Origin of the sequence: Thermosynechococcus sp. GLH187 (genome assembly GCF_031583395.1) — a bacterium.
In the GTDB taxonomy this organism is placed as follows: domain Bacteria; phylum Cyanobacteriota; class Cyanobacteriia; order Thermosynechococcales; family Thermosynechococcaceae; genus Thermosynechococcus.
Genome location: NZ_CP134175.1, coordinates 2,335,357 through 2,357,916, shown reverse-complemented (window position 1 = coordinate 2,357,916; position 22,560 = coordinate 2,335,357). Strand labels below are relative to the sequence as shown.

General features: G+C 53.6%; 25 protein-coding genes. 8 read left to right on the top strand and 17 right to left on the bottom strand.

Going from position 1 to position 22,560, the window contains the following annotated elements; genetic code table 11:
* Nucleotides 1-2: 2 nt before the first annotated feature.
* The 9 genes from RHI63_RS11585 to RHI63_RS11545 form a co-directional block, all read right to left on the bottom strand.
* Complete coding sequence (locus RHI63_RS11585) at nucleotides 3-1,256, bottom strand: HlyD family efflux transporter periplasmic adaptor subunit (protein ID WP_310744579.1); 1,254 nt, start codon at nucleotides 1,254-1,256, stop codon at nucleotides 3-5.
* Nucleotides 1,253-1,753 (bottom strand): gamma-glutamylcyclotransferase family protein, encoded by a 501-nt coding sequence (locus RHI63_RS11580; protein WP_206200283.1) that lies wholly within the window; start codon nucleotides 1,751-1,753, stop codon nucleotides 1,253-1,255. Before RHI63_RS11580 ends, RHI63_RS11585 begins: the two co-directional genes overlap by 4 nt.
* Nucleotides 1,753-2,214, bottom strand: coding sequence for a tRNA (cytidine(34)-2'-O)-methyltransferase (locus RHI63_RS11575; protein ID WP_149819613.1), 462 nt, complete (start codon nucleotides 2,212-2,214; stop codon nucleotides 1,753-1,755). The genes RHI63_RS11580 and RHI63_RS11575 overlap by 1 nt, the downstream gene beginning before the upstream one ends.
* A gap of 27 nt (nucleotides 2,215-2,241) precedes the next feature.
* A complete protein-coding gene (gene lpxA / locus RHI63_RS11570) occupies nucleotides 2,242-3,048 on the bottom strand; it encodes an acyl-ACP--UDP-N-acetylglucosamine O-acyltransferase (RefSeq protein WP_206201699.1) in 807 nt (268 codons plus the stop codon).
* Nucleotides 3,049-3,060: 12 nt separating this feature from the next.
* Nucleotides 3,061-3,522: a 3-hydroxyacyl-ACP dehydratase FabZ gene (gene fabZ / locus RHI63_RS11565; RefSeq protein WP_206200282.1), complete on the bottom strand. Its 462-nt coding sequence runs from the start codon at nucleotides 3,520-3,522 to the stop codon at nucleotides 3,061-3,063.
* A 62-nt stretch (nucleotides 3,523-3,584) separates the two neighbouring features.
* Nucleotides 3,585-4,442 (bottom strand): UDP-3-O-acyl-N-acetylglucosamine deacetylase, encoded by an 858-nt coding sequence (gene lpxC, locus RHI63_RS11560; protein WP_206200281.1) that lies wholly within the window; start codon nucleotides 4,440-4,442, stop codon nucleotides 3,585-3,587.
* An 11-nt stretch (nucleotides 4,443-4,453) separates the two neighbouring features.
* Entirely contained in the window at nucleotides 4,454-6,487 is a 2,034-nt protein-coding gene (locus tag RHI63_RS11555; protein WP_310744578.1) for a BamA/TamA family outer membrane protein, read from the bottom strand.
* A 117-nt stretch (nucleotides 6,488-6,604) separates the two neighbouring features.
* Nucleotides 6,605-7,186, bottom strand: a complete 582-nt coding sequence (locus RHI63_RS11550) for a thioredoxin family protein (protein WP_206200279.1) — start codon at nucleotides 7,184-7,186, stop codon at nucleotides 6,605-6,607.
* Nucleotides 7,187-7,368: 182 nt separating this feature from the next.
* Nucleotides 7,369-7,605, bottom strand: a complete 237-nt coding sequence (locus RHI63_RS11545) for a hypothetical protein (RefSeq protein WP_225901576.1) — start codon at nucleotides 7,603-7,605, stop codon at nucleotides 7,369-7,371.
* Between the two features lie 173 nt (nucleotides 7,606-7,778).
* Between RHI63_RS11545 and surE the strand changes: the two genes are divergently transcribed.
* Nucleotides 7,779-8,582 carry a 5'/3'-nucleotidase SurE gene (surE, locus tag RHI63_RS11540; protein WP_302677506.1) on the top strand — a complete coding sequence of 268 codons (804 nt, stop codon included), beginning with the start codon at nucleotides 7,779-7,781 and terminating at the stop codon, nucleotides 8,580-8,582.
* On the opposite strand, the gene xth is transcribed toward surE, so the two are convergent.
* Nucleotides 8,568-9,353, bottom strand: a complete 786-nt coding sequence (gene xth, locus RHI63_RS11535; protein ID WP_310821616.1) for an exodeoxyribonuclease III — start codon at nucleotides 9,351-9,353, stop codon at nucleotides 8,568-8,570. The genes surE and xth overlap by 15 nt on opposite strands.
* A 102-nt stretch (nucleotides 9,354-9,455) precedes the next feature.
* Here xth and RHI63_RS11530 point away from each other — a divergent pair, with 102 nt between their 5' ends.
* Together RHI63_RS11530 and cax are read left to right on the top strand one after the other, a co-directional pair.
* On the top strand, nucleotides 9,456-10,895 hold the full coding sequence (locus tag RHI63_RS11530) for a DUF3084 domain-containing protein (RefSeq protein WP_310744577.1): 1,440 nt from the start codon (nucleotides 9,456-9,458) through the stop codon (nucleotides 10,893-10,895).
* 97 nt (nucleotides 10,896-10,992) lie between these two features.
* Nucleotides 10,993-12,060, top strand: coding sequence for a calcium/proton exchanger (gene cax, locus RHI63_RS11525; protein WP_206200275.1), 1,068 nt, complete (start codon nucleotides 10,993-10,995; stop codon nucleotides 12,058-12,060).
* On the opposite strand, the gene RHI63_RS11520 is transcribed toward cax, so the two are convergent.
* Nucleotides 12,057-12,902, bottom strand: coding sequence for a transglutaminase family protein (locus tag RHI63_RS11520; protein WP_206200274.1), 846 nt, complete (start codon nucleotides 12,900-12,902; stop codon nucleotides 12,057-12,059). The two genes, cax and RHI63_RS11520, sit on opposite strands and share 4 nt — an antisense overlap.
* 245 nt (nucleotides 12,903-13,147) lie before the next feature.
* Nucleotides 13,148-13,453 carry a DUF3155 domain-containing protein gene (locus tag RHI63_RS11515; RefSeq protein ID WP_149819587.1) on the bottom strand — a complete coding sequence of 102 codons (306 nt, stop codon included), beginning with the start codon at nucleotides 13,451-13,453 and terminating at the stop codon, nucleotides 13,148-13,150.
* 273 nt (nucleotides 13,454-13,726) lie between these two features.
* On the opposite strand from RHI63_RS11515, the gene RHI63_RS11510 reads away from it, so the two are divergent.
* Nucleotides 13,727-13,900, top strand: a complete 174-nt coding sequence (locus RHI63_RS11510; RefSeq protein WP_310744576.1) for a hypothetical protein — start codon at nucleotides 13,727-13,729, stop codon at nucleotides 13,898-13,900.
* Nucleotides 13,901-15,103, top strand: coding sequence for an anion transporter (locus RHI63_RS11505; protein WP_206200272.1), 1,203 nt, complete (start codon nucleotides 13,901-13,903; stop codon nucleotides 15,101-15,103). It abuts the gene before it with no gap.
* Here the strand turns inward: RHI63_RS11505 and RHI63_RS11500 are convergent.
* On the bottom strand, nucleotides 15,100-15,378 hold the full coding sequence (locus RHI63_RS11500) for a hypothetical protein (protein ID WP_206200271.1): 279 nt from the start codon (nucleotides 15,376-15,378) through the stop codon (nucleotides 15,100-15,102). The genes RHI63_RS11505 and RHI63_RS11500 overlap by 4 nt on opposite strands.
* A 68-nt stretch (nucleotides 15,379-15,446) precedes the next feature.
* Nucleotides 15,447-15,671: a replication restart DNA helicase PriA gene (locus RHI63_RS11495; protein ID WP_149819579.1), complete on the bottom strand. Its 225-nt coding sequence runs from the start codon at nucleotides 15,669-15,671 to the stop codon at nucleotides 15,447-15,449.
* Between the two features lie 551 nt (nucleotides 15,672-16,222).
* On the opposite strand from RHI63_RS11495, the gene RHI63_RS11490 reads away from it, so the two are divergent.
* On the top strand, nucleotides 16,223-17,908 hold the full coding sequence (locus RHI63_RS11490; protein WP_206200270.1) for an N-acetylmuramoyl-L-alanine amidase: 1,686 nt from the start codon (nucleotides 16,223-16,225) through the stop codon (nucleotides 17,906-17,908).
* Here RHI63_RS11490 and rfaE1 read toward each other — a convergent pair.
* A complete protein-coding gene (rfaE1, locus tag RHI63_RS11485) occupies nucleotides 17,905-18,927 on the bottom strand; it encodes a D-glycero-beta-D-manno-heptose-7-phosphate kinase (protein ID WP_302677510.1) in 1,023 nt (340 codons plus the stop codon). The genes RHI63_RS11490 and rfaE1 overlap by 4 nt on opposite strands.
* A gap of 183 nt (nucleotides 18,928-19,110) precedes the next feature.
* Between rfaE1 and glmM the strand changes: the two genes are divergently transcribed.
* Both glmM and RHI63_RS11475 read left to right on the top strand, forming a co-directional pair.
* Nucleotides 19,111-20,481, top strand: coding sequence for a phosphoglucosamine mutase (gene glmM, locus RHI63_RS11480; protein WP_206200268.1), 1,371 nt, complete (start codon nucleotides 19,111-19,113; stop codon nucleotides 20,479-20,481).
* Between the two features lie 49 nt (nucleotides 20,482-20,530).
* On the top strand, nucleotides 20,531-21,469 hold the full coding sequence (locus RHI63_RS11475; protein ID WP_310822025.1) for a methylenetetrahydrofolate reductase: 939 nt from the start codon (nucleotides 20,531-20,533) through the stop codon (nucleotides 21,467-21,469).
* Here the strand turns inward: RHI63_RS11475 and RHI63_RS11470 are convergent.
* Both RHI63_RS11470 and RHI63_RS11465 read right to left on the bottom strand, forming a co-directional pair.
* The gene (locus tag RHI63_RS11470; protein WP_206200266.1) at nucleotides 21,423-21,707 is read right to left on the bottom strand and encodes a DUF427 domain-containing protein; all 285 of its coding nucleotides are present in this window, start codon (nucleotides 21,705-21,707) and stop codon (nucleotides 21,423-21,425) included. The genes RHI63_RS11475 and RHI63_RS11470 overlap by 47 nt on opposite strands.
* A 27-nt stretch (nucleotides 21,708-21,734) precedes the next feature.
* Nucleotides 21,735-22,457: an ABC transporter ATP-binding protein gene (locus tag RHI63_RS11465; protein ID WP_206200265.1), complete on the bottom strand. Its 723-nt coding sequence runs from the start codon at nucleotides 22,455-22,457 to the stop codon at nucleotides 21,735-21,737.
* Nucleotides 22,458-22,560: the final 103 nt, after the last annotated feature.

Here is a 22,560-nt window from a genome sequence, read left to right as displayed (position 1 = left end):
ATTTAGGTTCCAAACACCACTTCGACACTTTGACCCACACCACAGAAACGCTCAGCGGTTAAGTCCTCTGGTAGGTTGTAGAGTTGAACATCAACCGCCAGTTCATTGCGCACTAGATCGGGAGGGGGCACAGCCACATTTTCACCCACTTCGACTTTACCTGGCCCGCCGCGAATGGCACGGACAATCCCCGTTAGCCGGCGATCGCTCCCATCCAATAAGCGCACTGTTGCTTCCTGACCCACCCGCAGGCGAGGATTATCCCGCTCCGCCACCAAGCCCGTTGCCCAAACATCGCTACAGTCGAGAATTTTAACGATCGGATCCCCTGCGGTCAGGGGAATACCCAAATCCCCTGTTTTGTGGATCACTGACCAAACCACTGCGGTCGTCGGTACTGTCACGGGGGCAAGGCGTTGCAGGGAGAGTTGCTGTTTGATATTGGCAATTTCACGGCGTAGCTCGGCAATCGTTGTGGCCACTGCCAAGCGTTCAACCTCAATATCGACCAGTTCAACTTGCAAATCAATCAAACGGATCTGGGGAAAACTAAAGGTGCGTGATGCATCGAGTTGCAGTCCTTGGCGAGCCGCTTGTAGGGCTGTTTGTTGGCGGCGCAGTTCGGCCTGTTTACTCTCAACAAATTTCGCTGCTTGCTTGGCACGGGAAACGGCTTCATCGGCGAGTTGGCGCGCCACAGCCCCTGTTTCCACTAAGCTGGTATAGCGATCGGCTTCAATGCGGGCAATGGCCAGAGCTTCTTGGGCTTGGCGCAGTTCCCCTAGGGTACGCTGCACTGCCTCTTGGGCAAAGCGAACTTCAAGGGTTTGCTGACTCTGCTGATAGCGATCGAGTTGAGAAATCAGAGCCATACGGCTGTTGCGTTTCTGTTGCAGTCCCTGCTGCTGGGAAAGGGCGACATTGAGTCGAGTTTCTAGATTTTGGCGATCGGTTTCCAGTTGGGGATTGCGATCGTTGCGGATGGTACCAATTTCCGTACCGGCATTCAGGCGTTCGCCAGGGCGCAAGTCTTTTAGGGTTAGGGTGCCGGGGATCGTGGCATAGAGGGTAATCACTGTGCCATTGAGGTAGCCGACACGACTGACCACATTGCGCTGTCGCCACCAGAGGAGATAGACCGCTAAGCCAATGAGCGTCACCCCCAAGCCAATCCGCACTATCCGAAAAATGCGGCGCCGTTTCTCAGTTTGTGGGGGTTTGGTGGCAACTGCACTGGAAGATGATGAGGTATTCATATTCGGTTTTTCCACTGCCACAGCTCAGCAACATACTCAACAGGAAACCCATGCTCCTTTGCCCCTTGGAGAATTGTCTCTAAATAGTCGGCTGAAGGCCACAGGGTTTCATCAATAAAATCCTCCCCTGCCACATAAGTCAGAGCTGTTATCGCCTGACCCGTGGACGTTATGACTCTAACAAATTCATGGCGGTAATGTCCCCACTTAACACCTTCGTAAAAATCTAAGCGTTCAATGTCTGCTTCTGTGCAGCGATAAATCACACCCCAAACAGAACGGTGAGGATCAGGGACAACATTTGCTTTGCCAGTGCCATCATTACTGCGTTTATTGAACACAAGGCGATAGCCCCGCAGTTCAGCAACTTCAGCAGTGGGGACGGTACCGATGCGACGTTTTTTTTGGGCGGTACAGAGGTTGCTGCCGTAGGCAAAGTACCAGATACAGCCGTTGTCTAAAATATGGGAATCATCAAGGGGGAGTGATTCGGTCATCAAGCAGTTGAGGAATAGAGTTGGCGGTAAACTTCCATGAGGGCGATCGCCACCGAAGCCGAGAGATTCAAACTGCGCACCGCCGGCTGCCACATGGGAATTTTCAAAAAGGCGTCACAGGTCGCTAAGACTTCGGCGGGGATGCCATCGGGTTCGCTGCCAAAGATCAGCCAATCACTCTCAGCAAAGCTAAAGTCCCAGTAAATCTGTTGGGCTGAAGGCTCAAAGGCAATCAGACGCCCCCCGCTATGGGTGGTTTTGAGGAACGTCGGCCAGTCGGGGTGGCAGTGCAAGGTGACATAGGGCCAGTAATCAAGACCAGCTCGCTTGAGGTAGCGATCGCTGAGTTCAAAGCCCAAGGGTTCAATCAGATGCAGCGGTGTGTGGGTGGCAGCACAGGTGCGGGCAATATTGCCTGTATTCGGGGGAATTTGGGGATGGACAAGCACCACAGCAGGCATGGCGTTGAGTCGGTGGCAACTAGAGACTTAATCCGTTGTCGCCCGGCCACTGGGGGTTAAGCCGCGCCGTCCCTCTTCGCGGGCATAGGTTAAAAAGCGCTGTAGATGCTCTAAATGCTCAGAAGGGGGTAGGGTTGCTAATTGGGCGATCGCTTGGGCAAGGGGCAAGTCCCGCCGATAGAGAATCCGAAAGGCTTCCTTGAGGTTGCGCATTTCTGCCTCCGTCACCCCCGCTCTTTGCAGCCCCACTTGATTGAGGGCACGAACCCGCGCCGGATGACCTTCCACCAGCATATAGGGGGGCACATCGCGATCTACCCGTGCCATAGCTCCCACCATTGCCAAGCGGCCAATATGGACAAACTGATGAATGCCCACCATACCGCCAATGCGAGCCTTTGATTCAATGCAAACATGGCCCGCGATCGAGGCCGCATTTGTAATCACCACCTGATCCTCAATCACACAATCATGGGCCACATGGACATAGGCCAGCAACAGATTGTGGTTACCAATAATTGTGGCATCCCCTTCGCCGTTGGCACGGTTGATCGTCACGAACTCGCGAATGGTGTTGTAATCCCCAATACGTAGGGCACTATTGGCACCCGTATATTTTTGATCCTGAGAAGCCGTGCCGATGATCGCTCCCGGAAAGATACGATTACCTACCCCCACCTCCGTTGGCCCTTCAATAATCACGTGGGCACCAATTTCAGTATGGGCACCAACGCGCACCTGTTCGCCAATCACGGCATAGGGGCCGACCCGAACTGTGGGATGTAGCTCGGCACTGGGATGAATGACAGCAGTAGGATGGATCAGTGTTTGCATCATTGATTGTGACTAGTCCACCAGCGAGAACATCATCTCGCCCTCACAGACCAATTGACCATTCACCTCAGCCCGTCCTTGCATTTTGCCGATGCGCTGCTGCTTGACAACAAGAAGCTCGGCCCGCAGGATTAACTGATCGCCGGGGAGGACGGGACGGCGAAAGCGCACCTTATCAATGCCCGCAAACACAGAGAGCTTATCCTTTGCCCAATTCATCTGCATCAGGACAACCCCTCCCACTTGGGCAAGGGCTTCCACAATGAGCACCCCCGGCATAATTGGGCGACCGGGAAAGTGCCCTTGGAAAAAGGGTTCGTTGATCGTGACGTTTTTCAGCCCCACGGCATACTTTTCTGGAACATAGTCAATGATGCGATCCACCAGCAGAAAGGGATAGCGATGGGGGAGCAATTGCTGGAGATCCGTTACCGTCAGCACAGTGGTGGGTGGGGAGTCAGTCAACGTTGGCATAGGGATAGGGGTCAGCTTCACATCAAAGATATACACAAATCATAGGGGAGAATGGTTGCCGACTAAACCATCTGTTGGGCGATCGCCCGTGCCAATTGGGTATGCAGATGATGACTCGCCCGATAGGCGACATAATGCGCGATGGGGGGTGTCCCTAGGAGGGCTAAATCTCCCCAAAGATCGAGTAATTTGTGGCGAACGGGTTCATCGGCAAAGCGTAACGGCGGGTTGACCCAACCACTGGCACTGCACACCAGAGCATTCTCTAAACTGCCCCCCTGAATCAGGCCTTGGCTGCGCAGATACTCCACTTGTTCGGCAAAACCAAAGGTACGGGCAGGGGCAACGGCCACCGCTAGTTCTGAAGGGGTAAAGCTACACCACTGGCGACCAATCGCCGCATAGGGGAAGTCAATGCCATAGGTGAGGCGTAGCTCAGGAGCAGGAATGGCACTGACAAAGGCTGCTCCTTCGTAAATGGTGACAGGTTCCTTCAAGATGACTGCTGGCCGAGGAATCTCCTGAGGGACAACACCGACCCTTTGAATGCCTTCTAACCAAGGTTGCGCCGAGCCATCGAGCACCGGCACCTCAGAGCCTGTGATCTCAATCGTGACATTATCAATACCAGCGATCGCCAGCGCTGCCAAGAGATGTTCAACCGTGCGCACACTGGCGCCATTGGCGACCAACTCCGTTGCCAACTGAGTGGATTGAACCGCATCAATCTGAGCAGGAATCACGGGCTGTCTCTCCAGATCAAGGCGCACAAACTGTCGCCCCGTGTTGGCGGGTGAGGGTTTCAAGGTCACTTCAACTGATTGACCAGAATGCAAACCTACCCCTGACCATTGGGCAGCCTTTCCAAGAGTTTGCTGTGCAGTTGCAGTCGGTGCCGTTGGTACAGAGGTCGTTACCATGGGTATTTCTCCTAGAAGCGCTCGCCAATGCCAAAGCTGAAGGCACTGCCCCCTTCATTATTCCAGCCAAAGTCAATGCGGATATTGCCTAGGGGGGTATTCACCCGCAGGCCGCCGCCATAGCCTAGCCCCTCTCCGGGTTTACCGCGCACAATCCCCGGCTGACCGGGTACGCTGCGTTGGGTACCGAGCAAACTGGCCCCATCCACAAAGAGGGCGCCACCAACAATATTAAAAATGGGGAACCGATACTCTATTGTTCCTTGCACAAAGGCGCGCCCGGAGCCGATTGCCCCCTCTTCCCAACCGCGCACCGAATTAGCGCCGCCAATTGTAAAGGATTCATAGGGAGGCAAATCGCCAAAAATGTTGCCCGCTTGGATATTGAAGGCAAGGGTTTGTGGCCCCTCAATGCGCAGAAACTTCACGGGGATATAAAAGCTATAACTGCCGCGCACCCGGTTCATTAAGATGTTGCCTGCCCCCACAGGGATTGACTGATCCACCCCTAAGCGAATCACCTGACCACTCGTTGGCCGCAGCGGATCATTGCGCAGGTCTCGCAGAATTGCCGCCTGCACCGTAAACAGGTCATTAAAACCACGGCAAACACCATTGTCTGGAAAGGTTAAGCAGTTGCCTGAAGCATCCGTATTAAAGCGGCTAAAACCACTGTCTAGGGAGGTAACCCGCTGATATTGCAGCCCCAAGGAACCGGTCCAAGCGGTGCGTATCTGATCCCGATCCTTCGTAAAGGGTCGCGTAAAGAAAACGGCACTCCCCAAGCGGTTAATCCGCGGAAAGTCACCATTGGGCAAGCGAACATCAATTGGGCCATTGGTGAAGGTGGTGGGCACTGTCAGGCGGTTAAAGGCACTCACGGTGTAGGAGGTGCGATAGGGATCCCCCTTAATCCAAGGATCGGTAAAGTTAATGTCAAAGAGAAACTCCCCTTCCGTCCCCCCTTGGGCTTCAACACCAAATTTCCAGTTGCGACCAAAGAGGTTGTTTTGTTGGAATGCCACTGTGCCAAATAGCCCCGCAGCGGAACTATAGCCCGCCCCAGCAGAAATACTGCCCGTATTGCGCTCTTTGATATTCAAAATCAAGTTAACCTTGCGGGGATCTTGACCGGGTTCAAGGGCAACTTGCACATCCTCAAAGAGTCCCAATTCAAAAAGGCGTCGCAAATCTGCTTGCACGGTATTTTGGTTGAGAACCACGCCGGGCTGGGTGTCCATTTCACGGCTGATCACAAAGTCACGGGTACGCTGTTTTGTCGGCTCTCCTTCTTTATTCAGGAAGCGGTAGGTGACCTGTTCAACCACACCCTCAGCCACCTGCAATGTCACAACCCCATCGGGATCGACTTGGGGTGTACCAACCACCTGCCCCAAGATATAGCCATTGTCCCTATAGAACCGGTTGATTTGCTCAATGCCAGACTGTAGCTCTCTTAGATTGAGCGTGCGACCAATTTGCGGTGCAAAAATCTCGTTGACTTTTTCTGGGGTGAGCACTTGGTTGCCCGCTACTTGAACGGCTCGCAGTACTGGATAGGGGCGCACGACAAAGGTAATCCGCACACCGAGGGGAGTATCGCTGGGGACGGCATTGACATCAGCAAAAAAGCCCGTGGCAAAGATGGCGTTGGTATCCTCTTGTAGTTGCGTGCGGGTGGTGGTACTGCCAGGGCGAGTGCGAATGACTTGATACACCAATTGCTCAAGTTCGGGTGTGGCGCCTTCAACCACCACTTCGGCAATGAGAACTTGAGGTTCATCAGCGGGGGGCTGGCTCACAGGTAGCGGGGTGGGCGGTGCTGGGGTTGCTGCGGGAGGGCTTTCAGGCACAGGCTCTGCCGCTGGTGGCGTTGGGGATGCTGGAGTTTCCGCAGGTTGGTTTTCAGGCGGCGGGGCTTCTTGGCCACGACTGGGATGCAAAGAACCGAGGGCGATCGCCACGGTTGCCATTGCCACTGCTACCGTTTTCAGGGCAGCCCCCATTGGCTGCATTCGCACTGGCGAAAAAAGTTGGTTATTCACTGCTCACACCTAAAAAACAAATCGCGTCAACACAGCCAAACCCATTGGCATTCCTATAACAGTAGGTTAATGACTCAGAAGTGGCAACAAAAGTGCCCCCCTGTTTGCCCTTGACCCTTAGCCATAATAGGCGGGCTCATTCCCCGCTTTCCACTTGATATTACAGCCGAGACTCGGTTTTTGATCTTCGCTGGGGGTTTGACCAGCTAACACGGCATCAATGGCTGCACGCAAGTCTTTCCCAGTCACCGGTAAGCCATTCTGGGGGCGGCTATCATCGAGCTGTCCACGATACACAAGCTTGCGATCGCCATCAAACAGGAAAAAGTCCGGTGTACAGGCTGCCGTGTAAGCCTTGGCCGTTTCTTGGCTCTCGTCGTAGCAAAGCGGAAATGTAAACCCTAGTTCAGTGGCCATCGCCTTCAGGGACTCTGGGGCATCATCGGGATAGTTGGCAGCGTCATTGGCACTAATGGCAACAATCCCTAAGTCTGTGTCTTTGTAGTCGCGCCCCAGCTTCGCCAGTTCCTCTTGGACGTGTTTTACGTAGGGGCAGTGGCGACAAATAAACATCACCAGTAGGGCTTTCTTATCGGCAAAGCTACTGAGGGAAATCGTTTGCCCACTCACCACATCGGGCAGCTGAAAATCGGGAGCAACAGTACCAAGGGCAAGCATCGTGGACTCTGTCCGCGCCATAAAACCTCCTGAGAACGCTGGCAAGAGTGTTACAAATAGCAATATCGTCCCTAGTGTACTCTGTTGCGATCGTTCCTCAAAGTGGTGAGAGGAGCAACTCCCCCAACGAACGCAAAAAGCAGCAAGATCACTCCTGCTTAGATATCATCGGTTTTAATTTTTGAGCACAGAGAAAAATTGCTTTAGCCAATATAGCTTTGACGGGAGACGTGCTTCTCAAAGGTGGCTTGGGTTTGATGGAGAAGTTGCTCGCGGCTGTCGCTGGTGTGTTTCAGGGCAGGCACCAAATTGCGCGCTTGGAGTGCCATGTGCAGTTGCAAATGGGCAACGTATTCGCTGAGGTCTTCGCGGAGTAGCGGATGACTTTGATGCACAGACACAGTGTTCTCCTTCAACTGATAGTTCAGTAGGCGTTCCATAGATCCTGTCAATCCCCAAAAGCGGTCATGTCAGGAATGGTGCGTTCAAACTGTTCGGCAGGGTGGGGTGCGTCACTTAACCCTTTTAGAGGTTAACATTTCTCAGGGAGGGTGTTGCGATTTGCAATCAACTGTAATGTTTTGCCAATACTTCACGATTCAGGGGGCAGGAAATGCGGTTACTCATTGCTAATGATGATGGGGTCTTTGCCCCCGGTATTCGGGCGTTAGCAGATACGCTGGCGATCGCTGGCCATGAAGTCGTGGTTGTGTGTCCGGATCGCGAACGCTCTGCTACAGGGCATAGCCTCACGGTCTTTGATCCGATTCGCGCCGAAGTCGTTAGCGATCGCTTTCACCCCAGTATTAAGGCGTGGGCCTGCTCCGGTACCCCCTCTGACTGTGTCAAACTCGCCCTTGGTGCCCTCCTAGAGGAACCCCCAGATTTTGTTGTTTCTGGGATTAACCAAGGCTCCAACCTCGGCACGGATATTCTTTACTCCGGCACGGTGTCTGCTGCCATGGAGGGGGTGATTGAGGGAATTCCCAGTATTGCCATTAGCCTCACCAGTTTCACAGTTCATGACTTTCAGCCAGCCGCTGACTTTGCCAGTCGTCTGCTCAAGGCGCTGGAAACCGCCCCCCTGCCCCCAAAGATGCTCCTCAATGTGAATGTACCGGCGCTGCCTGCCAGTGAAATTGCTGGCGTTGTCATTACACGACAGGGGATTCGGCGCTACCATGACCTGTTCCAGAAGCGCATTGACCCTCGCGGCAAAACCTACTACTGGCTCGCTGGTGAAGTGGTTGAAGAATATCCCCAAGACCCCAATCAAGCCCCCACGGATGTGGAAGCCATTGCCCAAAACTTGATTAGTATTACGCCGTTGACCTTTGATCTCACCTACGGCCAAGGGGTGCAGGATTTAACGGAATGGCTGCGCCAGCCCACTGTACAGCCTCTATTCAATCTCTAGGATCACGGGTGCATGATCACTGGGCTTGGGTAAGCGCCGCGGGGCAATATCAATGTAACAGTTGCAGGCCCGGGCTGTGATGCTAGGGGTAAGGTAGAGGTGATCAATGCGCCAGCCGTGATTGCGGCGAAAGGCACCCGCCCGATAATCCCACCAAGAGTAGTGCCCAGGCTCCTCGGTAAAGTGGCGAAAGGCATCGTGGAAGCCAAGGTTACGAATGGCCGCTAAAAGGTTGCGTTCGGCGTCGGTGGCTCCCACTTTTGTGGCGCGATCGCTGGCATCAAAAAGGTCTTTATCTTCTGGGGCAATATTAAAATCACCACAGAGAATCACCTCCCCTTGGGCAGTGAGCTGCTCGAGATAGACATGGAGGGTTTTTAACCAGTGCAGCTTATAGTGGTATTTCTCACTGTCGTACTCTCCACCGTTGGGAATATAGACATTTACCAAGGTGACATCAGGAGCTAATTGGGCGCGAATCAGTCGTTTTTGCGTATCCAACTCACTGTGACTGGGTAATTGGGGGGCAAAGCCTGCTTCTACGCCCGCAAGAGGCTGACGACTGAGAATGGCCACCCCGTTGTAGGCCTTTTGGCCACTACAATAAACTTGATACCCACGATCCAGAAAGGGCTGACGCGGGAACTCAGCATCTGTGACTTTGGTCTCCTGAAGACAGAGATAGTCCACTCCAGTGGTGTCTAACCATTGGCACACATGGTCAAGGCGAGTGCGAATTGAGTTGACGTTCCAAGTAGCAATTTTTGGCATCGGTTGATTTCAGTCAAAGTGATTTGCCCAAACCGTTATAGGGGGCAGCATCGGCACATACTGTAGAAAGTATAGTTGGGGAGTGGCAGCAGTACCCGAAATATGGCTGGGTATGTTTTGGTGTTGGCCGTGATTATTCTTGGGGGCGCGATCGCGACGGTGGGCGATCGCCTTGGCTCAAAAGTGGGCAAAGCCCGATTGAGCTGGTTTAATTTGCGGCCTCGACAGACGGCTGTCCTGATTACCATTCTCACAGGCAGTTTAATTTCTGCCTCCACCCTTGCCATCCTCTTTGCCCTCAGCCGTGAATTGCGCGATGGCGTGCTGCGCATTGATACGATTCGCCGTCAACAAGCGGCGGCTGAACAAGAACTCGCCGAAACCCGTGCCCAAAAGGATGAAATTGAGGCGGAACTGGCACAATCCCAAATTGAACTGGCCAACATTCGCCAACGCCTTAGTCAAACCAACCAAGTCCTAGAGCAGGCCGTCAATCGTCAAACCCTCACAGAAGCAGAACTCAAGCAACTTCAAGACCGCTACACCCAAGCCCAAAAAGACCTCGAAAACTTTGAAGCCCAAGGGGCACGCCTGCGGCAAGAAATTCAGCGTTTGCAACGGGAGCGACAAGCCATCCAAGGCCGCCTCGAGGATGTGGCTAGCCAAAAAGCAGCCCTAGAAACTGCCATTCGCACGGCTCAACAGCGCCTTGCCGAGGTGGAAGGTCAAAAGGATCGTCTCCAAGCAGAGATTGATCGCATTCAGGATCAACTGGCCGTTGCCAATCAGCAGCAGCAGGTGTTACGCAATCAACAGCGCACGCTTCAGCAGGAAATTGCTGCCCTTGAGGCCAGTCGCCAACGCCTTGAGGAAAACGTGAGCATCCTTTTGCTAGGATTACGGCGGGGGACGATCGCCATTCGCACGGGGCAAGTCTTGGCCTCTGCGGTGATTCAAAATGTCAAGGATCCGGCTCAGGCCACCCAAGTTATTGAAGAGCTCCTGCGGGAGGCGCGACGCAATGCCATTGTCCTGAATCGTCCCCAGAACCTCAAACCGACGGATCAGGTGATTCAAATTACCACCGAAGACGTGAACCGCCTGCGCAGCCAAATTAGTGATGGCCAGCCCTATGTGGTGCGCATTTTAGCTGCGGCCAATTATCTACAGGGGGAAAGTAATATTCTTGTGGTGCCCCAAGTGGCGCGCAATCAGGAGGTTTTCCGCGAGGGTGAGAATCTAGCTACCATTTCCTTGGATCCGAGCCAGATGACCGATGAGCAAATTTTGCAACGCTTGGATCAGTTGTTTACGGTCAGTAATCAGCGGGCGATCGCCTCGGGTGTCCTCCCCGATCCGGTCACTGGCAGTGTTGGCTCCTTTCGCCAAATTGAACTGGTGAAATTTGTCCTCGACCTCAAAGATCACCAAGGGACGATTGATATTAGTGCAGTTACCCCCACCTCTGTTTATACCGCTGGCCCTCTCACCCTTTCCCTTGTCGCCCGCCAAAATCAGCGGGTGATCCTGCGCAGTGGTTAGGCATCAGCATCATTTCCCGCGAATTGGGCTGGATTCATCAAACCGCAGGCTAGGATAGAGGAGATTTTTCTCCGTTCACCATGTAAGGGGTGCCCCCATGAAGCGACTGGTTTCGATTGGTTTTTTGGTGTTTATTCCCCTCTCTATTGCCGCTGAAAAACTGGCATGGGGTGCCCTCACCGTCTTTATTTTGGCAGCACTGGCGATCGTGCCCTTGGCGATTTGGTTGAGCACCGCAACAGAGGAGGTGGCACTTGCCACAGGACCAACCATAGGTGGCCTCTTGAATGCCCTCTTTGGCAATGCAACGGAACTGATTATTGCTATTGTGGCGCTGCGAGCGGGCTTAGTGGATATTGTCAAAGCCAGTATTACGGGCACCCTGATGGCGAACCTTTTGCTGGTGATGGGGTTATCCATGCTGCTGGGGGGCATTCGCTACAAGGAGCAATCCTTTGCCCCAGTGGTGGCACGGGTGAATGCTTCCTCAATGACGGTGGCGATCGCCGCGATTCTCCTACCGGCAATGGTCATTTACACCTCCAGCAGTGTGCCGCCAACCGCAATTTCCAAAATGTCAGTGGTGGCCGCCATCATTCTGATTCTGGTCTATGGACTAACGTTACTCTTTTCTTTGAAAACCCACAGCTATCTTTACGATGTCAGTCAGGTGGAACTGGGGGACGAAGCGGGGCACCATGAAAAGCCGAACCTGCCCCTGTGGATCACGGTTCTAATGATTGCCACGATTGGCGTAGCCTTTGAGTCAGAAATTTTTGTCGGCGCAGTTGAAGCAGCAACGGAGGGCTTGGGTCTAACGCCCCTATTTACTGGGGTCATCCTCTTGCCGTTGGTGGGCGGTGCAGCGGAATATGTGACTGCGGTGGGGGTTGCCCTGAAAAACAATATGGATTTGTCCGTGTCCATCGCCTTGGGTTCATCCCTCTTGGTGGCGCTCTTGGTGGCACCTGTGCTGGTGCTGATTGGCCAGTTTATTGGTCAGCCGATGGATTTAAACTTTAGTCTTTTTGAAGTGGTGACGGTGATTATTGCGGTCGTGATTGCTAATGTGATTAGCCTAGATGGCCGCTCCAACTGGCTGGAGGGGGCGCTGCTGTTGGCCACCTATGGGATTCTCGGCACCGCCTTTTTCTTCCATACCTAGGAGAGGCGCTGAATCTGTAGTTGATAGGTCATGGTTGAGGTCACCCCTTGTCCCCGCAGGGTACCTTGAATGGGGGCAGCATCCGTCGGATCAGCGGCAGCCACAAGGGCAATGTGGCGATCGCTCACCGCTAGGCCGTGGGTGGGATCATAGCCGCGCCAGCCTGCCCCCGGCAAATACACTTCTACCCAGGCATGGAGGTGCCGTTCAGGATTATCCAAGTCTCCTTCCTGATAGCCACTGACAAACCGCGCCGCTAAGCCCACAGCCCGACAGGCATGGATAAACAAGACGGCTGTATCGCGACAGGAACCCATTTGTTTTGCCCAAGTCACACAGGGGGGCCAAGGGGCACCGGTTTCACGAATTTGGTGCTGACAGGTACGGTAAATTTTGTTATTGAGGTCACTGAGAAATGTGAGGACACTGCCATCGCCACTGGCTAAAATTTGCCAAGCCAATTCATAGGCAACAGGATCCACTGACGGTGATAGATAGGGATGCAAGCTAGTTGCCAGTCGCTGCGGATAGTTAAAAGGGAGGGTGACTGCCCACGAGTCAAGCAGATAGTTAAAGGGGTTGTCGCAATAGGTTTCTACTTCAGAGGTGACCTGAATCATCAGGGAGGTGGTGGGCTGTGGTGACCACCAGTAGCGTTGAATGTGATTGCCATGGACATCGAGGACAGTACTTTGGCCTTGGGGAGTTGGTAAAATTTGGAGGGAGAGCGATCGCAGGCGTTGGTGGCCATCACTACGCGGGATCAAGCGTAAATCATGGGGGGCAAGGGCAACAGGGGCGCTGTAGGTGTAGCTAGTTTGATGATAAATGCGGTATTCCATTTCATATCTAAAAGGAAGCCGCCCGAACCAATAACTGTCCAGGCGGGGTGTGGTGTGAGGAGTGAACGGAAACGTGCGTCTCCGCTATTTCTATTGTAGGGGACAGTTTCCAAATTGCCATAAGTAAATGGCGTAAAAAGATCAAATCTTTAGACCACACCCTAGATCCTCTCACTACCAAAGCAAAAAGAGTCAAGAACAGATCCTGACTCCTCAATAAAACAGATGTTTGTAAAAAAAACAGCCTAACGAGTCGTGGCTGCCATTTTCTCTTCTGCCAGTTCCCTTAGGCTAGGGAATAAAAAGTGGTTTTCTTCAACGTACTGCGCACCAAACAAGCCCTTTTCTGCCCAGAAGTAGCGATCGGTGGTGTGCTCATTCCGCTTAACAAGAAGTAAAGCGGGTGGGGTGATCCCCTTGGCTTGAATAAATTTTCGTGCCGCTGTCACAGGTTTATCTTCGCCACTTTCGATGCTATATTGAGGTACGCACTCAAGGATTTTGCGTCCTTCGAGACGCCGCCGGCTCTTCCGCTTCCGTCTTCTGGCCAAGTTGCCTTACCTCCTTTGCCTTCAAAGAACTGTTATTGAGTTTACAAAAGTCGCCCTTTAGTATATCTGGTGTATCCTAGAATTTCAACTTTCCTTAATTTATCGAAACACGATTTATTGACGGGACAACGATCCCCAGCTTAGGATCAACGCTTTGCTGATCCCAGTGACCCCACTATAGCAAATTGTGCCACTTGAGAAAGTGGTTCCTTCCATTTGCCCCACAGCCAATGGGCTACCCTAGAGAACGACTGTCTAAGCTGCTGAACCCCTATGATGAGCCAACGCTTAGTGCAACGGGTGCTCGAAACCCAAGTGTTAACCTCAGCCATTGAAAACCAAATTTCCCAACTGTTGTGGAAGCGGGAATATGACGGTGATGACATGGCAGCGCTTGGGGAATTGCTCGATGCCCCAGAGGCCAAGAAAATTCAAACCCAACAGTAGGTGCTGCGGTCTCTCCTGCAACTTCTGATCCTTGCCCTCAGCTACAGTGCCTTAGCCCTTGGGGGGGTGCCGGGGCTATGTATGAATCGCGCAACGATCGCCCTTGTGAGTGCGGCTCTTTTGATTGCCTTAGGGGCGATTGATCTACCCACTGCATGGCAAGCCATTGATCCCCAGACCATTGTGTTTCTGTTGAGCATGATGATTGTCAATGCTTATCTGGGCTTGAGCGGCTTTTTTCAAATAGCGATGGTGACGGTGGTGCGCTTTAGTGGCAGTCCCTTGGGGCTACTGGTGTTTCTCACTGTAGCTACAGGAATGTTGTCGGCGGTCTTTCTCAACGACACCCTTGCCCTTGTGACGACGCCTTTAACCCTGCGCATTACCCATGTCTTGGGCTTAAATCCAGTGCCCTATCTGCTGGCGATCGCCGCCGCAACCAATATCGGTTCTGTGGCCACCCTCAGCGGCAATCCCCAAAATATCCTCGTGGGATCGTTTTCCGAGTTAGGATATCTGCCGTTTGCCCAAGTGATGGTTCCCGTCGCAGTGCTGGGGTTAGGGCTGCAAGTGGCTTGGTTGGGGTGGCTCTATCCGGAGGTGCGATCGCGCCAACCCTGTACATTGGCTACGCTCCAACCGGTGCAGGTGCAAAAAGGGTTACTCCACAAGACACTGATTGTCTCTGGGCTGATGTTTTTGGCCTTTCTGCTCGGCTTTCCCTTGGCAGAATCCTCTCTTTTGGCGGCAGCAGCTTTACTGGTCACCCGTCGGGTGAAGCCAGAGCGCATCCTTGCTCAGGTGGATTGGTCACTATTGGTTCTGTTTGCGGGTCTGTTTATTCTTACCCGCTGTATTCAAAACTTTGATTTATTAGCCGTTTTGCGCCCTTGGGTGAATCAGCCCTTGCCCCTCGTGGTGATTACAGCACTGCTGTCAAATTTAATTTCTAACGTGCCCACGGTGCTGCTGCTCGCACAGTTTATCCCCAAAGGTGCCGATCAACTCTGGTACCTACTGGCAGCCACAAGTACCCTCGCGGGCAATCTTACGCTTTTTGGTGCTGTGGCTAATTTAATTACAGTTGAGGCCGCTGCTAGCTCAGGACAGCGGTTTTCCTTTTGGCAGCACTTGCGCTTTGGTGCACCGCTCACAGTGTTGACGCTGGCGATCGCCTACGTTTGGATCGTGAGTCAGACCTAGGGGCTAAAGGTTGGGGTCGTTGCTCCAGAGGCACTCTCAAAGTAGGCCACATCAGACAGAATGACAGGCGCATCGGATTCAGGAATGGGCTGCCCTTGACTGAGATAGCCGACACAGCCATTCATCAGGCTATAGACAAAAATCACGCCTCCCGCTGAGATGGCCACGAGGCCACTGGCCAGCAGTAAGGAAAAATCCCGGAGGCGGTAGGCACCGTGGAGGAGTCGCACCGACCACAGCACCAATGCCAGTACCAGTAGAAGTAAGATAGCCATATGTAAACTATCTTAACAACTCTCAGGATTTTCCTCATCAATCTTTAGATTCTTCTAATGAATTCTTGCTAGCACAGTGCCCGTGTTCGCTCTATGGTGCAGGTGAGGTTGGCGCCATACTGACCCACATGGGTAATTTCAGGTGTGTAGGCCTCTAGCACCCGTCCTGTGCGATCGCACATCGTTAGGACGTAATCACAGTGGGGACACTGGGTGTGACTCACGGAGCCATAGCGTTGGCGAAGGGCTAATTTACCACAGTGAGGACAGTGAATCGTTTGCATGGTAACCATAGTTAAATAATCCTTAAGTTCTTTTTGGCGTGTAGGAACTTGTGATAAAAGGCGTTGCGCAAATCTGCGTTTCAAAACAACAAAACTCAACAAATAGTATTGCGCAACATTAAGGGAGTTTATGAGAGGACACTTTTTATTATGGATGGATTTTCTAGCGATGGCAATGATCCCAATGTTAAAAAATATGCTAATTCGACGGGGATCAAGGAATTCTACAAATGGCCTTAGAGAAACTTGCTTCGCTTTTCTGAGAGGTGATTGACCTTTATTACAGCCCTTTTCACAAAGATTGAAGAAGATCAAGCTAGGCAAAACTGCCCTCGAAAAGTATTACATTCTCTTTACGCCCTCCCTGCTTTGGAAAAGAAAGGCATCTACCTTACTTGCATTTCTATTCAGCGATGTTTACTTAATGTAATGGTCTGTAACTCTGATCATTGACAACTCAATAGTAATAATCTGAAGAAAATATTAAGAAGTTGAGTGCATGGGGGTAGCCAGTGAAGTGGTTCAGCCTTGGTCTATTAAGTGGATGTTTCGTTGGCTCAATGACCTCAGCAGTAGCACAGGGTTCTCTGCAGGTGGTTTATCCGCCGCGAGAGCACACTACAAGCGCACCCCGGATTTTCTTTATTGGTACAGCACCGCCGCAAGTTGTCGTTACCCTCAATGGGCAGGTCGTTGGCGATCGCTCGCCAGCGGGACACTTTGCCCCCAGTCTTCCCCTGCAACCCGGATTGAATCACATCACCCTGCAAGCAGGGGATCAACGCCTTGACTTTGCCATCACTCGCACGGTGCCCCAAGTACCGACCACCCTACAACCCCTAGAGCCAACAGCCGATTTAGTGCGCCTAGCCAATGAAATTGTTTGCTTTACCGCTGCTGCCCCCAGCGATCGCGCCGTGCAAGTCCAAGTGGGTCAGCGCATTCTGCCCCTAGAACCCCTACCGCCCCAAGTGCAACTGCCCTCTAATCTGGCTGCGCTGATTCATCAAGCGGAGGTGGTCACTGCTCGCCCTTCTCTCTATCGCAATTGCCTCCAGCTCACCGAAGTGGGCGACTATGGCCCGATTCAATGGCAATTTGCAGGCCAGCGCCAACCCGGTGCCCGCATTCGTGTGGCTGAGCCAACGCAATTACCAGTTGTGGAAGTCACCCGTTCCCTTGGGGGGGTAGCCCGCACTGGCCCTAGCACTGACTATTCCCGGCTGACGCCCTTGCCAGTGGGAACACGCGCACGGGTACGCGGACAAACGGGGGATTGGCTGCATTTGGACTATGGGGGTTGGATCCGCGCCAATGAAGTGCGGTTCCTCTCCAGTGCTCTGCCGACCACCGCCACTATCCGCAGTATAACCAGCCGTCAGCTTGCGGGTTGGACAGAAATCAGCTTTCCTTTGGATGTGCCCGTACCGATTTCGATTCAGCAGGGCGATCGCCAGTTCACCCTAACGCTCCACAACACGATTCCCCAAACCGACATCATTCGCCTCGATGCCGATCCCGTCATCCAGCGCCTTGACTGGTACCCCCTTGATCAAGAGCGGGTGGAGTATCGTTTGACGCTGCATCATCGCCAACAGTGGGGCTATCGTGTGGCCTATGAAGGCAATCGGCTGGTGCTGCAACTGCGTCATCCACCCCAACTCCAACGGGGGACACAACCCCTGCGGGGGATTAAAATTCTCCTTGATCCCGGCCATGGCGGGCCTGAGGACTTGGGAGCACGCGGCCCAGATGGTACGCCAGAGAAGGTCGTCACATTGGCACTGGCCCAAAAACTGGCACCCGAGCTAGAACGCCTTGGGGCAACAGTCATTTTGACGCGCACAGAGGATATTGATCTGGACTTGCCCGATCGCCTTCTCGCCATTGAATCAGCCCAACCCACCCTTGCCCTCAGCTTGCACTACAATGCTCTCCCCGATGCTGGCGATGCCCGTAATACCCAAGGGATTGGCGCCTTTTGGTATCATCCCCAAAGCCATGACCTTGCCGTTTTCCTAGAGGGGTATCTCAGTCAGCGACTGCGGCGGCAGCAGTACGGTGTGTTTTGGAATAACCTTGCCCTGACTCGTCCGACAATTGCCCCTGCGGTGCTGCTGGAACTGGGCTTTATGATTCACCCAGAGGAGTTTGAGTGGATTGTTAACCCCCAAGCCCAAGCTGAGCTTGCCCGCACCCTTGCCCAAGGCATTCTGGAGTGGTTACAGCAGGCGACGCGGGATTAATCTTCCAGCAAATGGTGAAGGGCTGCCGCCATCTCGGCAGTGGATGTGGTGGCTGTGCCAAACTGACGTACGACAATACTGGCGGCCAAATTGCCTAAAACTGCCGCCTCCCAAAGACTGGCACCCGCCACAAGGGCAAGGGTTAAAGCAGCAACAACGGTATCGCCTGCGCCAGTGACATCAAAGACATCCGTACGGTTAAAGGCGGGTAAATGGTAGGGCGCCGCCTCGCGACTAAAGAGACTCATACCAGCATCCCCCCGCGTAATCAGCATATATTTAGCCGCCGTCAACTCCAGCAGGTCTTCCCCAGCTCGCAGTACCTCGGCCTCTGTGCGAATCGGGTAGCCCACTGCTGCCTCTGCTTCTGGCAGGTTCGGCGTAAATAGGAAAGCACCGCGATAGCGAGCTAAATCCCGTTGGGTATCAACAATCGTGCGCTCATGCTCTAGGGCAGCCGCAATCACAGGGGGCGTAAAGACACCATCGCCATAGTCGGAGCAAACCACGGCATCGGCAGTCCCCACCTGCTGACGAATAAAGGCCGCTAACGCCTCCTGAAGGGCTGGGGCAGGCAGATCATCGGACTTGCGATCCACGCGCACAATTTGCTGCGTCACCGACTGGCGAGCATGGCCAGAAATACGGGTTTTCGTCACGGTGGGGCGATCGCCATCCTTAAAGATGCCCCGCGTATCAATCCCTGCCCCTTGAAAAATGCTACAAAGCGCCTCCCCCTGCGGATCTACACCCACCAGACCAACCGCCTGCACCTGAGCACCCAACTTGGCCAAATTGTAGATGGCATTGGCACCGCCGCCGGGCACTTGGCGGGTAAACTCATGGCGCAAAATCAGAACGGGGGCTTCCCGCGAGAGGCGTTCCACCTGACCCGTGAGAAATTCATCGAGGGTGAGATCCCCCACCACCAGTACCCGTGCTGAGGAAAAGGACTCCAAAAGGTGTAGGAGTCGCCCTTGGGACGATTGCAATTGCTGGCGCAGGTCGGGTGGTAACATTTGGCTTTGCCTCAATTCCCGCTGATCCAGAATACTCCTGTGGGGGGACACCCATGCGCAGGGCAAGGTTCACAGAGATGATATAGTCCAAAAAGGGTAAATAAATGTTAAGAATCGTCTCCTGCATAGCCAAGGGGATCGACTAGAAAATAGTGAGTATTGGTGTGGCGTGAGGAATCAACCATGACTGGGCAGCAGCCGATTCGGTTCGGAACCGATGGCATTCGTGGACGGGCGGGGGAGTTGCTAACCCCCAACTTGGCCTTGAGCTTGGGATATTGGGTGGGAGAAGTGCTGCGACAAAGGACGGATGCACCCCAGCGCCCCTTTATCATTGGTCAAGATTCCCGCAACTCCAGTGATATGTTGGCCACAGCCTTGGCCGCCGGCTTAACCGCCGCTGGTTTTGAAGTGTGGAATGTGGGTCTGTGCCCGACCCCCTGTATTGCCTACCTAACGGCCACCACAGAAGCCATCGGTGGCGCCATGATTTCCGCCAGTCACAATCCCCCCGCCGATAACGGCATTAAAATTTTTGGCAGCGATGGCAGCAAGCTCAGCCCTGATCTGCAAAAAGAAATTGAAGCCCACCTAAATGCTGGCCTATCCTTGCCCCATACGGAGCACTGGGGGCATTTGCATCATCGTCCCGAATTGCTTCAGCGCTATCGCCATGCGGTGCAAGCGCCCCTTGAGGATCGTCAACCGCTGCGGAGACTGCGGGTGGTGTTGGATTTGGCTTGGGGATCTGCGGTGGCGGTGGCACCGACGGTGTTCCATGCCCTAGGGGCTGAGGTGATTGCTCTCCACGATCGCGCCGATGGCGATCGCATTAATGTCAACTGCGGTTCCACCCATTTAGAACCATTACAACAGGCTGTCCGTGAAACCCGTGCCGCTATGGGGTTTGCCTTTGATGGCGATGCCGATCGCGTGCTGGCGGTGGATAGTCAAGGACGAGTGGTTGATGGCGATCACATTCTCTACTTCTGGGGACAACGGCTTCAGTCGCAGGCACAACTCCCCAAGGATTTGATTGTCGCCACTGTGATGTCGAATCTCGGCTTTGAGCGAGCTTGGCAAGCGCGGGGTGGACAACTGGTGCGGGCTGCTGTGGGCGATCAATACGTCCATGCAGAGATGCTGCGCCACGGTGCCATGCTGGGGGGAGAACAGTCGGGACACATCCTCTGCCGTCACTATGGTGTGGGGGGGGATGGCTTGCTCACAGCGGTTCATTTAGCGACCCTAGTTCAGGATTCCCGTTTATCCTTGGCACAACTGCGAGACCAAAGTTTTACCGCCTACCCGCAAATTCTTCGCAATGTCCGTGTTGACGATCGACAGCGACGACTCCACTGGCAAGAATGTGAGCCTTTGCAACAGATGATTACCAAAGCGCAACTGGATATGGGCGATCGCGGGCGAGTCTTGGTACGTGCCTCTGGGACAGAACCCGTTATCCGCGTCATGGTGGAAGCCGAGCAGCAAAGTGTTGCTGATTATTGGACAGAGACCTTGGTGCAGACGGTGACTGCTTATTTAGCGGCCTAGGAACAGGCGTCACTAGCTTGTATGATAATTGCCTAGTCGCGCTCTAGCCATTTCCTTGTCAGTCTCGCGTTTTCAAGCTGCCTGTGAGCAGGGTGAGTTTCTCATCACTGCAGAGGTTTGCCCCCCTAAGGGTAGGGATGCCAGTACGATGTTGCGCCAAGCAGCCCATCTCAAGGGGCGGGTTCATGCGGTCAATGTCACCGATGGCAGTCGCGCTGTGTTGCGCATGAGTTCTTGGGCAGCCGCCTATTTGTTGCAACAGCAGGGGTTTGAACCCATTTGCCAGATCGCCTGTCGCGATCGCAACCGCATTGCCCTGCAAGCGGATCTCATGGGCATTGCCGCCCTTGGTTTACGCAATATTTTGGCACTCACGGGCGACCCCGTCAAAGCAGGCGATCATCCCCAAGCCAAACCCGTCTTTGATTTGGAGTCTGTGCGGCTATTGCGCGTCATTGGCCAACTGAATCAAGGGGTGGATAGCGAGGATCGCCCCCTAGCCGATGGAGCGACGCAATTTTTTGCCGGGGCAGCGGTTGATCCTCAGTCTGCCAGTTGGTCAGGACTGCAACAACGGTTTGAACGCAAATTGGCAGCGGGTGCTCAATTTTTCCAAACGCAGTTGATTACAGATTTTGATCGGCTAGCCAAGTTTATGGATCAGATTGCGGCGGGCTGTGGGCGACCCATTCTTGCTGGAATTTTTCTCCTCAAGTCGGCCAAAAATGCCCTGTTTATCAATCGCGCTGTGCCCGGTGCACTGATTCCCCAGCACCTTATTGATCGCCTTGCCGCTGCCGCTGATCCCCTCGATGAAGGGATAACTATTGCTGCCGAGCAGGTACAACAGGCGCGGGAACTCTGCCAGGGGGTGCACTTAATGGCGGTGCGCCGTGAGGATTTGATTCCCGAAATTCTCAACCGAGCGGGAATTGCTCCCCTTAGCGCGTCACCTGCACCCCGCGCCAAAACGCCACATAGCCCTTGATATTGGCAGCCGCCGGCTTGGGATCGGGGTAGTACCATGCCGCATCACGGTTCACCTGACCATTGACAACAACGTGGTAGTAGCTGGCTGTGCCTTTCCAACCACAAACGGTGTGGGTATCGCTGGGCTGAAAATAGGCCGGATTGAGTGCCTCTGGCGGAAAATAAACATTGCCTTCGACCACTTCATAGCGATCGCTCTCGGCCAAGGTTGCGCCTTTCCAAACTGCTTTTGCCATTGCTTTTTTTCTCAGTCGTTCCCCTTCTTAAGATAAAGCAGGTGCCGTCAGCGGGCTAGGCACATTGGGGCGATCGGAACGAATTTGACCGTCACGAAACTGAATAATGCGGTGCGTGACAGCCGCCACATCGGGTTCATGGGTCACCATAATTACCGTCATGCCGGCCGCATTGAGTTGCCCAAAGATAGCAAGAATTTCCGCCGTGGTGTGGCTATCAAGGGCACCGGTAGGTTCATCGGCGAGCAGGAGTAGCGGCTGATTGACAATGGCGCGGGCGATCGCCACCCGTTGTTGCTGTCCTCCCGAGAGTTGATTGGGACGATTCTCAAGGCGGTGACCCAACCCCACCTGTTCCAATGCAGCGATCGCGCGATCGCGCCGTTCCTTGGGGGGAACTTGGGCATAGACCATGGGTAGCATCACATTTTCCAGTGCCGTGAGTTGCCCCAGCAAGTAAAACTGTTGAAAGACAAAACCAATCTTGGCATTGCGAATATGGGCGAGTTCATCATCACTGAGATGTGCCACATCTTGGCCATCGAGAAAGTAGCGGCCAGAGGTCGGGCGATCTAAACAGCCAATAATATTCATCATTGTGGACTTCCCTGACCCCGAAGCCCCCATAATTGCACAGTACTCTCCCCGCTGAATGTTGAGATTCACCTCCCTAAGGGCGTGAACTTCCGTTTCCCCCTGGCCATACACTTTAGAAATCTGTTCTAGGCAAATGAGCGGCGGATCCAGCATTACAATGAGGTGACAAGGCCATTTGCACTCATTCTAAAGCCTTTTTTCATAACCTTGGTGGCGAATAGATGGCGTATGGTAGAACAAACAAGTGAGTGAGGAG

Excerpts from the sequence above, each read along its gene's own strand:
- RHI63_RS11585 (WP_310744579.1), bottom strand. The coding sequence starts at position 1,256 with ATGAATACCTCATCATCTTCCAGTGCAGTTGCCACCAAACCCCCACAA.
- RHI63_RS11580 (WP_206200283.1), bottom strand. The coding sequence starts at position 1,753 with ATGACCGAATCACTCCCCCTTGATGATTCCCATATTTTAGACAACGGC.
- RHI63_RS11575 (WP_149819613.1), bottom strand. The coding sequence starts at position 2,214 with ATGCCTGCTGTGGTGCTTGTCCATCCCCAAATTCCCCCGAATACAGGC.
- lpxA (WP_206201699.1), bottom strand. The coding sequence starts at position 3,048 with ATGCAAACACTGATCCATCCTACTGCTGTCATTCATCCCAGTGCCGAG.
- fabZ (WP_206200282.1), bottom strand. The coding sequence starts at position 3,522 with ATGCCAACGTTGACTGACTCCCCACCCACCACTGTGCTGACGGTAACG.
- lpxC (WP_206200281.1), bottom strand. The coding sequence starts at position 4,442 with ATGGTAACGACCTCTGTACCAACGGCACCGACTGCAACTGCACAGCAA.
- RHI63_RS11550 (WP_206200279.1), bottom strand. The coding sequence starts at position 7,186 with ATGGCGCGGACAGAGTCCACGATGCTTGCCCTTGGTACTGTTGCTCCC.
- RHI63_RS11545 (WP_225901576.1), bottom strand. The coding sequence starts at position 7,605 with ATGGAACGCCTACTGAACTATCAGTTGAAGGAGAACACTGTGTCTGTG.
- surE (WP_302677506.1), top strand. The coding sequence starts at position 7,779 with ATGCGGTTACTCATTGCTAATGATGATGGGGTCTTTGCCCCCGGTATT.
- xth (WP_310821616.1), bottom strand. The coding sequence starts at position 9,353 with ATGCCAAAAATTGCTACTTGGAACGTCAACTCAATTCGCACTCGCCTT.
- RHI63_RS11530 (WP_310744577.1), top strand. The coding sequence starts at position 9,456 with ATGGCTGGGTATGTTTTGGTGTTGGCCGTGATTATTCTTGGGGGCGCG.
- cax (WP_206200275.1), top strand. The coding sequence starts at position 10,993 with ATGAAGCGACTGGTTTCGATTGGTTTTTTGGTGTTTATTCCCCTCTCT.
- RHI63_RS11520 (WP_206200274.1), bottom strand. The coding sequence starts at position 12,902 with ATGGAATACCGCATTTATCATCAAACTAGCTACACCTACAGCGCCCCT.
- RHI63_RS11510 (WP_310744576.1), top strand. The coding sequence starts at position 13,727 with ATGATGAGCCAACGCTTAGTGCAACGGGTGCTCGAAACCCAAGTGTTA.
- RHI63_RS11500 (WP_206200271.1), bottom strand. The coding sequence starts at position 15,378 with ATGGCTATCTTACTTCTACTGGTACTGGCATTGGTGCTGTGGTCGGTG.
- RHI63_RS11495 (WP_149819579.1), bottom strand. The coding sequence starts at position 15,671 with ATGGTTACCATGCAAACGATTCACTGTCCTCACTGTGGTAAATTAGCC.
- RHI63_RS11490 (WP_206200270.1), top strand. The coding sequence starts at position 16,223 with ATGACCTCAGCAGTAGCACAGGGTTCTCTGCAGGTGGTTTATCCGCCG.
- rfaE1 (WP_302677510.1), bottom strand. The coding sequence starts at position 18,927 with ATGTTACCACCCGACCTGCGCCAGCAATTGCAATCGTCCCAAGGGCGA.
- glmM (WP_206200268.1), top strand. The coding sequence starts at position 19,111 with ATGACTGGGCAGCAGCCGATTCGGTTCGGAACCGATGGCATTCGTGGA.
- RHI63_RS11470 (WP_206200266.1), bottom strand. The coding sequence starts at position 21,707 with ATGGCAAAAGCAGTTTGGAAAGGCGCAACCTTGGCCGAGAGCGATCGC.
- RHI63_RS11465 (WP_206200265.1), bottom strand. The coding sequence starts at position 22,457 with ATGCTGGATCCGCCGCTCATTTGCCTAGAACAGATTTCTAAAGTGTAT.